This window comes from Microbulbifer maximicatervae (SeqCode) (assembly GCF_052467825.1).
The window spans coordinates 1,421,370-1,433,785 of the sequence record NZ_CP174327.1 but is presented as its reverse complement, the minus strand read 5'-3'; the positions used below and the strand labels follow the sequence as shown (position 1 = coordinate 1,433,785).

Genomic DNA, 12,416 nt, shown 5'->3' with positions numbered 1-12,416 from the left:
TAATAAAAACAGGCTGTATGAGCAGAGATACTAGTGCGCTGCTCGGTCAACTCAAAATTGATCGGGAAACAGCGCCCGAACCCAGTTCCCCATCGCGCAAAGTTATATTGGCGGCATCTGTCGGCCTAGTTACTGGCATAGTTATAGGCCTTGCCGGCGCTTCTCTATTTGCAAAAGACAGTACACCAGTGCTCCCCCAAAGTAGCGAACCTCAAGCCAAGACTCTCAGCTTGATCCCCAGGGAGGAAAAATTTCACGAGACCATTCTTAATGCTTCCGGCTATATCACACCGAGGCGCATGGCTACGGTCTCTGCTGAAGTAATGGGCCTGATCAGTAGTGTGGATGTCGAAGAGGGAATGCAGGTCGAGGAGGGGCAGGTTCTGGCCCGCTTGGATGATGCCAAAGCGCGGGTCGCGCTGGATTTTGCCCAGGCACAAATTCAAGTGCTTCAAGCTAAGGAAGCGAGTATTCACGCGAAGTTAAAAGAGGCTGAACGCCAATATCGGCGTTTTGCCGGACTTCGAGACAAAAACTATTCCAGCAAAGCGCAGCTCACCCAAAGTGAATCCTCGGTAGAGGGGTTACGGGCAGACTTAAAAAGTGCCCGCGCCAATATTCAAGTCGCCATTCTTGAAGCTGAGAGGCAGCGAGAACGCCTGGCAGATCATATTATCCGCGCGCCTTTTGCCGGGGTAGTCACGACAAAAAATGCACAACCTGGCGAGATAGTTGCCCCCAGCTCTGCCGGCGGAGGTTTTACCCGCACTGGAATCTGTACCATCGTGGATATGAATTCACTCGAAATCGAAGTGGATGTGAACGAAGCCTTTATCGGCCGGGTTGCCAAGGGACAGAAAGTTAACGCCAACTTGGATGCCTACCCGAACTGGGACATCCCAGCTACCGTTATCGCCATCATTCCAACGGCCGATCGAGCCAAGGCAACTGTCCGGGTACGAATCGCTATCGATGACAAAGATGCCCGAATCTTGCCGGATATGGGCGTTAAGGTGGGCTTCCTCGCAGGCGAGGCCGCAGCTCCTTAGCAAACACCAATAAAAACACAACAGTATTTATAAGAGGGAATTTGAGATGTCAGAGGAAGTGTTGTTTCAGCTGAAGGATATCAGCAAAAGTTTTACCAAGGGCAAAGAGACCATTTCCATTTTTGAATCCCTGAACATGGAAATTGATCGCGGTGATTTCGTTGCCATTATGGGGCCTTCTGGCTCCGGTAAAACAACGCTGTTAAATATGTTGGGCGGCGTCGATCAACCCAGCGGTGGAGAGATATGGTTTGACAGCGAGCGCATTGACTCCCTCAATGAAGGCGCCCTAACCCGCTGGCGAGCGAGAAATATTGGTTTCATTTTCCAATTTTACAATTTAATGCCGATGCTCAATGCGCAGCGCAATGTAGAGCTGCCGCTACTGCTGACAAATCTCTCCAAATCACAACGCCGCCACAATGTGGAAACCGCACTGGCCCTGGTGGGATTAAGTGATCGGGCAAAACATATGCCCAGTGAAATGTCCGGCGGACAACAACAGCGTGTTGCCATCGCTCGCGCGATCGTTTCCGATCCAAAACTGATTCTGTGTGATGAGCCCACTGGTGACCTGGATCGGGCCACAGCAGATGAAATACTGGAAATGCTGCAATTGTTAAACCGCGATCACGGCAAAACCATCGTGATGGTTACCCATGATCCCGCGGCTGCAAGATACGCCAAGCGCACCCTGCATCTGGATAAAGGACAATTTGTGCAGAGGGAAATAGTGGCATGAGTGATTTTTATTTGGTTTTTAAAAATATGACAAGGAAGCCCTTGCGGCTATTCCTTACTTGCTTTGCTATTTTTATCGCCTTCTTGATTTTCGGTGCGGTTACCAGCCTCAAGTCCGCATTAAATTCCAGCGTGGAATTATCCGCCGATAATCGTCTGGTGGTATTCAATAGAATTAACTTTACCCAGTCACTACCCATTGCCTATGTGCAAAAGGTTGCAGCCGTCGAGGGAGTGAAACATGTAACTCATCTCAACTGGTTTGGCGGTTATTTTCAGGAACCCAGCCGGCAGGTCGTTTCAATGGCTGTAGATCCAGAATCCTATTTAAAAGTCTATGAAGAAGTTGTTATTCCCGAGGAACAAAAGCAGGCTTGGTTTAACAATCGGCAAGGGGCCTTGGTTGGGGAAAAACTCGCGCAGATTTACGGCTGGAAAGTAGGCGATAGGATTCCTTTATCCTCCAATATTTTTTCACACAAAGATGGTGGCTACACCTGGGAATTTGTGATTTCCGGGATTTTTAAAGGGGATACGGAACAGTACGATACACGCCAATTATTGTTTCATTATAAATATTTTATGGAGACACAGACTTTCGGTGGCGACTGGATTGGCTGGATGGCACTAACAACCGATGATCCCGCTATCAATGAAAACGTCGCAAAAAATATCGATGATAATTTTGCCAACTCGCAGAATGAAACCGATACCAGTACCGAGAAAGCCTTTAATAAAGCCTTTATTGAACAAATCGGAAATATTGGCTTAATTATTTTTTCTGTGGTGTTTACTGCCTTTTTCACCATATTGGTAGTGGTTGGCAACACTATGGCACTGGCGATTCGCGAGCGTACCGGGGAAATCGCCGTATTAAAAACCCTGGGTTTTTCCAGCACTCGTATTTTCCGAATGGTGCTGTCGGAGTCCCTGTTAATTGCCTTTGTCGGCGGCCTTTCCGGCCTGGCCGCAGCCTGGCTGCTGGTCGAAGGGGTAAAAACCTTCCTTGCCCGCTTTTTGCCCAATTTGATTTTGGATGGGGATATCGCCCTGCAAGCCATTCTATTTATGTTGTTGTTGGGGCTGATTACCGGGCTGATGCCAGCCTTTCAGGCTCTGCGACTCAACATAGTAACTGCATTTAACCGACAACAATAAACTGGTGCCCCACTGAAACCACGCATGGTTTTCACTGGGGGAGCCTTAAAGGAGAAGAAATTATGGGTTCTCTTATTGCACAAATTGTTTCGGTAACCCTGATGAATCTGGGCAGCCTGCGTCGGCGCCTGTGGATGTCACTGGCCATGGTATTTGCCTCGGCAGTTGTCGTCGCAATCCTGCTGGCGTTTCTCGCTATGGCCAAGGGCTTTGAGGCGACCATGAGTGGGGCCGGCTCCAGCCAGGTCGCTATCCTGATGCGAGAGGGGTCTGCCAGTGAAATCAACTCTGTAATCCTGCAGGACCAGGTCAACCTGGTCGCGGAATCCGCCGGTGTTGCCGCCGATTCCAACGGCCCGCTGGTATCGCCGGAGCTCTACGTGATTGTCGACGGTCTGAAGAAATCCACAGGCACCGAAGCCAATATCCCCTTGCGCGGTCTCAATAAAACCGGCATGGCCATGCGCAATAACATGCGTATGGTGGAGGGGCATATGTTTACTCCCGGCACTAACGAAATGATTGTTGGTGAAGGGGTATTGCGTGAATTTAATGGTTTCGAAATCGGTAAAGAAGTGCGCTTTGGCAAAAACCAGTGGACAGTTGTTGGGATCTTTTCCACAGGGGGTAATATATTTGAGAGCGAGCTGTGGGCAGATATCAAAATTATCCAAAGTCACTACAATCGCGGTAACAGCTACCAGTCAATCCGCTTGCAATTGGAGAATGACGGCGATCTCAAGCCCATTCAAGAAACCATTAAACGCGAGCCCCGCCTGAACCTGGAAGCGCAAACCGAACAGGAGTACTTCGCCAGCCAGGGTAAACAACTGCAATATATCGCAATTTTTGGCTGGATTATCAGCTCGGTGATGGCCCTCGGCGCACTGGCCGGGGCGCTCAACACCATGTACACCTCGGTAGCGGACCGGGCTCGTGAAATCGCCACGCTGCGCGCGTTGGGGTTCAGCAACTTCTCCGCGTTCTGCGGCACTATTGCGGAGGCCATGGTGTTAGCCGTTGCCGGTGGACTTTTGGGTTCCCTGGCTGCTTACCTGTTTTTCGACGGTCTCAACACCTCAACTCTGGGAGGCAGTTTTACCCAGGTGGTGTTCAGTTTTGAGATGTCCCCAGACCTGTTTGTGCAGGGCGCCATACTGGCGCTGGTGATCGGCTTTATCAGCGGCTTCTTCCCCGCCTGGCGCGCGGCACGCATGCCGGTTGTGGTCGCTTTCCGGCACGCGGCTTAAATACTTTTCAGCTAGGGGCTTCTATCAAGAGCCCCTACTTTTTCTTGCGGTAAATTTTGCTCTTACCTTCCGGCTGTTTCCTGAAGCGCTTGTATTCCCACTGATACTGCTCTGGTGCCTGGGCAATACAGGCCTCCACTCCCCGATTCATCGCCGCCAGGGAAACTTTCTGCTCATCGTTATAAATGGCCTTTTCCGCAGGAACAAATACCAGTTCAAAACCACCTTCAACGCGCTTGCCGAAACCAAACACCACATGGCAATTAGTGCGCTGTATCAAATTGTGAACCAAGGTCATCGTCAATGCGGGGCGCCCAAAGAAAGGAGCAAAATCACCTCCCATATCCGGCTCCTGATCGGGAAGTATCAGGGCAAAATTACCGGCTTTGAGAGCCTTAAGTAGCGAGCGAACCCCATGTACGTTGGTGGGAACCATCTTGCCACCGGTCACTTCCCGCCCATTGCGAATAACCGGGTCCAAAGCTTCAATTTTGGGAGGCTGGTATAGCACTGTGCAGGGAGCCAGGGTGCCTACATGCAATCCAAAAATTTCCCAATTGCCCGTATGCGGCATCAGTACAATTGTGCCGGTCCTGCCTTCTTCACTCCCGTCGAGCAAGTGCTGGTTGCGCACTCCCACAATCGCATTCTTACTTTTGGCCCAGGGGGTGTTCCATAGGGCCGCCATCTCAAAACCGGCCATTGCAGTACTGATCACGCTCTCTCTGGCGAGCCGTTCGCGCTGCTTTGGGTCCATGGCCGGATAGCACAACTCCAGGTTTATACAGCTCAGACGCAGCCCCTCGGAGCGCGTCCACACAGCAATTTTGCCAACGAGTAAACCGAGGCGTCGCGACCAAGACAACGGCAGTTTGCCAATGATTTTCAGTGCCCCTACTGCAAGGCGCCCTTTAATATCCACTGAATTACTTCCTATCCACAAAAGCCATTTTGAGACGGCTATCTAGTTCGAGAATGAACATTGACACCTCCGAAGCGGCTATAGCGCTTTAAGCACAGGAGCCGCTGCCGCTATAATTGCGTCCCTTTGCCCACAGCAGATACTGATCCGGAGATAGCGGTGTCCAAGCAATACGATCTCAGTACCTTTCAGGGACTCATTTTTGCCCTGCAGGATTATTGGGCGCGCCAAGGGTGCGTCATTCTACAGCCTCTGGATATGGAAGTGGGCGCCGGCACCTTTCATCCAGCGACCTTCCTCCGTGCCATAGGCCCGGAAAACTGGAATGCGGCCTATGTACAGCCCTGCCGCCGCCCTACCGATGGCCGCTACGGCGAGAACCCCAACCGCCTTCAGCACTACTACCAATACCAGGTAGTAATGAAACCATCCCCGGACAATATCCAGGAATTGTACCTCGATAGCCTTCGCGCCATGGGCGTAGATCCCGCTGTCCACGATATTCGCTTTGTTGAGGACAACTGGGAATCCCCAACCCTGGGCGCCTGGGGCCTCGGCTGGGAAGTTTGGCTGAATGGTATGGAAGTTACCCAGTTCACCTACTTCCAGCAGGTTGGCGGCCTCGAGTGCTACCCAGTTACCGGCGAGATCACCTACGGTCTTGAGCGTATCGCCATGTATCTGCAAGGTGTCGAGTCTATCTACGATTTAGTGTGGACCCGCAACCCGGATGGCAGCCCCGTCACCTACGGCGACGTTTTCCATCAGAACGAAGTGGAAATGTCCCATTACAACTTTGAACACGCCGATGTGGAGTTCCTGTTCGCGACCTTCGATCACTGCGAGCGCGAGAGCACACGCCTGATTGAGCTGGGCCTGCCGCTCCCCGCTTACGAGCAAGTTATGAAGGCCTCCCACGCCTTCAACCTTCTGGATGCGCGCCACGCCATCTCTGTGACTGAGCGCCAGCGCTATATCCTGCGCGTACGAACCCTGGCCCGCGCCGTGGCACAGGCTTACTACGATGCGCGCCGCGCCTTAGGCTTCCCCATGGCGGATGAAGCTCTGCGGGCAGATATTTTGGCGGAAGACATCGAGCAAGAGGAGAAGCAGTAATGGCTCAGGATTTTCTGGTAGAGCTGGGCACCGAAGAGCTGCCGCCCAAGGCGTTACACAAATTAATGAGCGCTTTCGCCGATGGTATTACCCAGGGCCTCAAAGGCGCCGAGTTGTCTTTTGGCGAAGTTAAAGCCTACGCAGCCCCACGTCGCCTGGCGGTAGCGGTATTCGGTTTGGCAGATAAGCAGCAAGACAAACAAATTGAAAAGCTGGGCCCGGCTGTCAAAGCCGCTTTCGATAAAGAGGGTAAGCCCAGTAAAGCCGCTGAGGGGTTCGCCCGCAGCAACGGCGTAACTGTTGAAGAGCTGGGACGCAAAGAGACCGACAAAGGCGAGCGCTTGGCCTTTATCAACGAGCAAAAAGGCGCTGAAACCGAATCCCTGTTAGCGAGCATTGTCGAGAAGGCATTGGCGCAACTTCCAATTCCCAAGCGTATGCGCTGGGGTGCGCGCCGCGAGGAGTTCGTGCGCCCGGTGCACTGGCTCGTCATGCTGTTTGGCAACAAGGTAGTAAACGGTGAAGTACTCGGCTTAAAAGCCGGTAACACCAGCCGTGGTCATCGCTTCCACTGCAATCGCGAGCTGGAGATCCACTCCGCCCACGACTATGCACAGGTTTTGCGCGAACCCGGCTACGTAATGGCTGACTTTGCCGAGCGCCGCGAAGCCATTCGCGCCCAGGTGATTGCCGAAGCCAACAACGTCAATGGTGAAGCGGTCATCGATGACGATCTGCTCGACGAAGTGACTGCATTGGTGGAGTGGCCTGTTGCCCTCACCGGCCGCTTCGAAGAGCGCTTCCTGGAAGTACCCGCTGAAGCCCTGATCTCCTCCATGAAGGAGCACCAGAAATATTTCCATGTAGTAGATGAAGATGGCCAGTTGCTGCCTTTCTTTATCACCGTGTCCAATATCGAGAGCCAGGATGCCGCCCAGGTTATCCACGGCAATGAGCGCGTAATCCGTCCGCGCCTGGCGGATGCCGCCTTCTTCTTTGAGACAGACAAGAAGACCAGCCTGGAATCACGACGCGAGAAACTGCGCCAAATCGTATTCCAGCAGCACCTGGGTAGCGTCTACGACAAGACTGAACGGGTAGCTGCCTTGGCCCGCACCATCGCTGAGAAAACCGGAAGCAACGGCGACTGGGCCGAGCGCGCTGGCCGCCTGTGCAAGTCAGACCTGGTTACCGAGATGGTGTTCGAGTTTGCCGATATGCAGGGCATCGCCGGCTACTACTACGCCGAAAACGACGGTGAGCCGTTGGATGTAGCCAAGGCCATGTACGAGCAGTATATGCCCAAGTTTGCCGGCGACGAGCTGCCCGCCAGCGACACCGGCACTGTAATTGCCCTGGCGGATCGCCTGGATACTTTGGTCGGCATCTTCGGCATAGGCCAACCTCCCAGCGGCTCCCGCGACCCCTTCGCCCTGCGCCGCGCCAGCCTGGGGATCATCCGCATCCTCATAGAGAAGCGTCTCGACCTGGACCTGCGCGAATTGCTGGAATTGGCCCGCGACAGCTATCCGCGCACTGCCCTGGGTGAATATGACAAGGTGGTGGAACAGACTCTGCAGTATGTACTGGAACGCTTCCGCGCCCGCTACGAAGACCAGGGTATCGCCACCGAAGTATTTATGTCCGTTGCCGCGCGCAAGCTGTCGCGCCCGCTGGATATCGACAACCGCGTGCACGCGGTCAACGCGTTTAGCCAGCTGCCAGAGTCTGGTGCTTTGGCCGCCGCCAACAAACGCGTTTCCAATATCCTCGCCAAGTTAGACAGTGCTGTACCCAGCAGTGTGGATGAGGCTCTGTTGCAGGAGGAGGCGGAAAAGGCTCTGTTCGCCGCAGTACAGGTTGCCCGCACAGAAGTCGAGCCTCTGTATAGCGATGCGCTCTTCGCTGAGGGCCTCGCCGGCCTGGCTGGCCTGCGTGAAACCGTAGACAGCTTCTTCGACCACGTGATGGTAATGAGTGACGACGAGCAACTGCGCAACAACCGCCTGGCCCTATTGGCCCAACTGCGCGCACTGTTCCTCGAAGTTGCCGATATTTCCCTACTGGTTCCTGCCAAGTAATGACTTGAAGAGGCGGGGCATTAACCCCCCGCCTCGCAAATCAGGGAGATACGAATATGGCAATTATCATTCTCGGCCGCGACGGGGTGATCAACGAAAACCCCGATAAATTCGTCAAATCCGCCGACGAATGGCAACCCCTGTCCGGCAGTATTGAAGCGCTGGCAGCGCTCAGTCAGGCCGGCCATCAACTGGTGATAGCCACCAATCAGAGCGGCCTGGCGCTGGGCCAATTTGACCTGGATGACCTGGAAGAAATGCACGCTAAAATGCGTGCTCAGGTGGAAGATGCCGGTGGCGAAATCGCCGCTATTTTCTACTGTCCCCACGGCCCTGAAGATAATTGCCGCTGCCGCAAACCCCTGGCGGGTCTGCTGGATGCCATCGAGGCTGAATTTGATACCAGCCTGCACGACTGTTATTTGGTCGGAGACAAGCTGGCAGATCTTTATCTGGCGTTGGAGAAGGGGTGTAAACCCGTTCTGGTAAAAACCGGTGCAGGTGATCAGACGTTACAGCACCTGATCGAGCAGCCGGATCCCCGCCTCGCTAATACTTCAGTATTTGTTGATCTTTCGCATTTTTCTCAGTTTCTATTATCCCCCTAAATCACTCCCTCTCTCTTTTCGCTAGATGATTCAAGCGACCAATATCTAACCTGGCGCACCATTTTTGCGATCTGTTGTTCAGCTAGGCGCCAACATGTTGAGCTGTATGGCGCATTCCTTTAAAAGCAACTAGCGGGAAGGCGAGCCCATTGTTGTATCAATGATTCGTGCCAAGCCAAGGATGGGTAAGGCTTAAATGACGCTCTGAACATTCCTGTCGGGGGAAAAGGAGTAATGCCCCCGGCGACGAGCTCTTTTAAGCCTTTTGTTGCCGCCTGCACAAAACAATAAAAGGGATACTTCAATGAAAAGAAAAATTCTTACTGCCCTGACAGCCGGTATGTTGTTATCCAACAGTGTATTTGCTGAATCAGCCACAAGTAAGTTTGCCCCCAGTCAAAAAAAACCAAAAAAAGTTTACATTGTTCAACTGGACAGCGAACCTCTGTCCTCCTATAGCGGTACCATCCCCGGCTTATCGGCCACCAAACCGACCAAGCGTGGCAAAATCGACCCCCAAAGCAGTAGCTACCAACACTATTCCAATTTCCTCCGGTCGCGGCGGGAACAAGTTCTATCCACCGTTCCCAGCGCACACACTGTTCATGAATACGACACCGCTTTTAATGGCTTCGCCGCCGTAATGAGTGAAAAGGAAGCGGCTGCTCTGCGCGGTCGCGCCGACGTTAAAGGTGTTTGGGAAGATGAATTACTAAAGCCCCATACTGACTCCACTGCGGACTTCCTCGGCATCACAGATATGCCCAGTCCATGGCTTTGGGGGATTACGGGTGAGGATATTGTTGTAGGTGTTATCGACACGGGGATCCACCCTGAACACCAGAGTGTCGCAGATATAGCTACACCGTTACAGGGCAACCTGGGGCCCCAAGTTCCCTACGGTTCAATACCCGACAGCTTTACTGGTGACGGTTGTGAATTTGGAAACAGTGACCAAAACCCCAACGACGCTGCGTTTACCTGTAACAATAAGCTGATTAAGGCCAAGTCATTTTCCGATGCCTTCCTGACCAACAACGAATTGGCAGATTACGAATTCCTGTCAGCCAGGGATGCAGACGGGCACGGTACCCACACCGCGACCACTGCCGCCGGTAACTATGGCGTTATTACCCCGGATGGAAAAACCCTTACCGGAATGGCGCCACGAGCCCGCATAGCGGTGTATAAAGTGTGCTGGGATGCTCCAGACCCCGATGATAGTGGTTGCTCGTCCGCCGACTCCATGGCGGCTATTGATGAAGCCGTGGCCGATGGTGTGGATGTTATTAACTTCTCGATAGGTGGCGCCAGTACCACCTTTAGTGGTGCCGATGACATCGCATTTTTATTTGCCGCCGATGCCGGCGTTTTCGTCGCCACATCTGCCGGTAATAACGGACCAGGCCCAGAGACCATGGGAACCCCTTCAGGGGTTCCTTGGATAACCGCAGTCGGCGCCTCTGAAGATGACCAGAGCTTCGGCTTAGCCCTACAAGTATCCTCACCAGAGTCGGTTTCCGGCACTTACGAAGGACGTGAGGGTAACGGCACAGTAAGTCTGGAAGAGGTTGGAGCAGTCTCTGCTGAGGTTGTTCTCAGCGAGCCGTTAGAAGCTTGTAGCGAAGTCACTAACAGCGAGTCTTTGGAGGGCAGTATTGCTCTGGTAAGACGTGGGGGTTGCTCCTTTACCGATAAATATAACAATGCTGCCGATGCCGGAGCCTTGGCTATCGTCGTTTACAACGATGGTACTGCAGACGATCGCATCAACCCGATTTCCATGTCAGCCCCTGATACCCGTATCCCCGGAATGATGATCTCGTACTACGAGGGCGAAACTCTCGCAGCCAGTAGCGAAGTTTCTGGGGTTATCGATCCATCTCAATTGATCCCCAGGGAAGACCGCGTCGCAAACTTTTCATCTCGCGGCCAGAACGGCGGAGCTCCGGATATTATCAAGCCGGATATCAGTGCCCCGGGGGTTGGCATTATCGCGGGGATTTCTCCAGTGTTAAGCGGAGGAGAGCTATTTGGAGCCCTCAGTGGAACTTCTATGGCCAGTCCCCATGTCGCCGGTGTAATGGCCATGCTGAAACAGGCCAACCCCCACTGGAGCCCAGCAATGGCCAAGTCCGCATTGATGACGAGTGCACGCAATGACCTGCGCAAGTCTTACGGACTAGCGGATGCAACACCATTTGATATTGGTGCCGGTGCCATAGTGCCCCGTGACGCCTTTAAACCGGGTCTGGTTTACGATGCGGGCTTCAATGATTATCTCGCCTTCCTATGTGGCGCTGAACTCCAGCCCGAGATGGTCGATAGCAACACCTGTGATGCTTTGACGTCCCTGGGATACTCTAGCGATTCCAGCGACCTGAACCTCGCTTCTATGGGGGTCGCCGACCTCCTCGGCAGCCAGACCATCAAACGCCGGGTTACTAGCGTCGCCCCCGGCCAGCGTTGGTATTGGGCATCCATCAACGCGCCACTCGGTATCGATGTAGATATCAACCCGAAAGTGCTACGCCTCAGGGAGGGAGAGAGTGCTGAGTTTGAGGTGACCTTCACCGCCACAGAGTCCGCCGAAATGAATACTTGGGTCTTTGGTGACCTCACCTGGCAATCCGTAGGCTCCCAGATCAGTGTGCGCAGTCCAATTGCTATTCGACCCGTTCCTCTAGCTGCGCCACAGCAATTAACTGGCAGCGGCACCGATGGCAACCTCGAACTCAATGTGGGCTTCGGCTACAACGGTGATTTCCAGGTGAATGTCACTGGCCTGGCGGAGGGTGAGGCCACTACAACCACTGTTGAAGATGGCGATGTTCAAGTAATTTTCTTTGATATACCTGAGGGAACAGAGCTTGCGCATATCGCTATGTATGATGCCGATGTGGGCAACGGTAGCGGAAGTGACGACCTGGACCTGGAAGTTTATGGCCCAGCGCCAAACTATCCCGAAGTCGGTACCAGCGGCAGCGCCACTTCCGCAGAGTCAGTTTCCCTGGCTAACCCCTCTCCCGGTCAATATGCAGCCGTTGTTGTCGATTATGCGACATCCGCCGGCCCCACCAGTTTCAGCTTATTCAACTTTAATCTGAACGGGGACAACGGGAATACCGCAGTGGATGCGCCAACTCAAGCACAGATTGGGGAAACTGGAGTAGTTTCTTTGGAGTGGATGAATATTACTCCCAGTACCCGCCATCTTGGTATTTTAGCTCATGGTGATGGAGAAAAAGATTTTTCCGAAACCCAGGTCATGATTAATACTCAATAGGCCTCACACGCTGATAATTGATGGTAGGAAGTGAAAGTCAAAACCGGCCAGAGTTTGGCCGGTTTTTTTATTCGCAATTGAGTGCATTCTGCTGATAAATAAAAGCGCTCTCTATGTCTGGGGATAATCGACCAAAGTGCCAAAAATTTTTTGTCTTTCGATTGATATTCACAGCAGCAGAAAGCTTATACTCCGGTAGTATCAT

General features: G+C 53.1%; 9 protein-coding genes. 8 read left to right on the top strand and 1 reads right to left on the bottom strand.

What is annotated here, in order from left to right; genetic code table 11:
• Positions 1-17 precede the first annotated feature (17 nt).
• The 4 genes from ACJJII_RS06395 (at position 18) to ACJJII_RS06380 (ending at position 4,198) form a co-directional block, all read left to right on the top strand.
• Entirely contained in the window at positions 18-1,049 is a 1,032-nt protein-coding gene (locus tag ACJJII_RS06395) for an efflux RND transporter periplasmic adaptor subunit (RefSeq protein WP_444918660.1), read from the top strand.
• A gap of 46 nt (positions 1,050-1,095) precedes the next feature.
• Entirely contained in the window at positions 1,096-1,791 is a 696-nt protein-coding gene (locus ACJJII_RS06390; protein WP_444918659.1) for an ABC transporter ATP-binding protein, read from the top strand.
• Positions 1,788-2,948 (top strand): ABC transporter permease, encoded by a 1,161-nt coding sequence (locus ACJJII_RS06385; protein ID WP_444918658.1) that lies wholly within the window; start codon positions 1,788-1,790, stop codon positions 2,946-2,948. Before ACJJII_RS06390 ends, ACJJII_RS06385 begins: the two co-directional genes overlap by 4 nt.
• 62 nt (positions 2,949-3,010) lie before the next feature.
• Complete coding sequence (locus ACJJII_RS06380; RefSeq protein WP_444918657.1) at positions 3,011-4,198, top strand: ABC transporter permease; 1,188 nt, start codon at positions 3,011-3,013, stop codon at positions 4,196-4,198.
• Positions 4,199-4,232: 34 nt separating this feature from the next.
• On the opposite strand, the gene ACJJII_RS06375 is transcribed toward ACJJII_RS06380, so the two are convergent.
• Positions 4,233-5,120: a lysophospholipid acyltransferase family protein gene (locus ACJJII_RS06375; protein ID WP_444918656.1), complete on the bottom strand. Its 888-nt coding sequence runs from the start codon at positions 5,118-5,120 to the stop codon at positions 4,233-4,235.
• A 159-nt stretch (positions 5,121-5,279) separates the two neighbouring features.
• Between ACJJII_RS06375 and glyQ the strand changes: the two genes are divergently transcribed.
• The 4 genes from glyQ to ACJJII_RS06355 all read left to right on the top strand — a co-directional run bounded on the left by glyQ (position 5,280) and on the right by ACJJII_RS06355 (position 12,211).
• Positions 5,280-6,236 carry a glycine--tRNA ligase subunit alpha gene (glyQ, locus tag ACJJII_RS06370; protein WP_282930551.1) on the top strand — a complete coding sequence of 319 codons (957 nt, stop codon included), beginning with the start codon at positions 5,280-5,282 and terminating at the stop codon, positions 6,234-6,236.
• Positions 6,236-8,317, top strand: a complete 2,082-nt coding sequence (gene glyS, locus ACJJII_RS06365; RefSeq protein WP_444918655.1) for a glycine--tRNA ligase subunit beta — start codon at positions 6,236-6,238, stop codon at positions 8,315-8,317. The genes glyQ and glyS overlap by 1 nt, the downstream gene beginning before the upstream one ends.
• A 56-nt stretch (positions 8,318-8,373) precedes the next feature.
• Complete coding sequence (gmhB, locus tag ACJJII_RS06360; RefSeq protein ID WP_444918654.1) at positions 8,374-8,925, top strand: D-glycero-beta-D-manno-heptose 1,7-bisphosphate 7-phosphatase; 552 nt, start codon at positions 8,374-8,376, stop codon at positions 8,923-8,925.
• A 304-nt stretch (positions 8,926-9,229) separates the two neighbouring features.
• Positions 9,230-12,211, top strand: a complete 2,982-nt coding sequence (locus tag ACJJII_RS06355; RefSeq protein WP_444918653.1) for a S8 family serine peptidase — start codon at positions 9,230-9,232, stop codon at positions 12,209-12,211.
• The last annotated feature ends 205 nt before the right edge of the window (positions 12,212-12,416 follow it).

Bases quoted from the DNA above. Each gene is read 5' to 3' on its own strand.
- ACJJII_RS06355 (WP_444918653.1), top strand. From the start codon at position 9,230: ATGAAAAGAAAAATTCTTACTGCCCTGACAGCCGGTATGTTGTTATCC.
- gmhB (WP_444918654.1), top strand. From the start codon at position 8,374: ATGGCAATTATCATTCTCGGCCGCGACGGGGTGATCAACGAAAACCCC.
- ACJJII_RS06395 (WP_444918660.1), top strand. From the start codon at position 18: ATGAGCAGAGATACTAGTGCGCTGCTCGGTCAACTCAAAATTGATCGG.
- ACJJII_RS06385 (WP_444918658.1), top strand. From the start codon at position 1,788: ATGAGTGATTTTTATTTGGTTTTTAAAAATATGACAAGGAAGCCCTTG.
- ACJJII_RS06380 (WP_444918657.1), top strand. From the start codon at position 3,011: ATGGGTTCTCTTATTGCACAAATTGTTTCGGTAACCCTGATGAATCTG.
- ACJJII_RS06390 (WP_444918659.1), top strand. From the start codon at position 1,096: ATGTCAGAGGAAGTGTTGTTTCAGCTGAAGGATATCAGCAAAAGTTTT.
- glyS (WP_444918655.1), top strand. From the start codon at position 6,236: ATGGCTCAGGATTTTCTGGTAGAGCTGGGCACCGAAGAGCTGCCGCCC.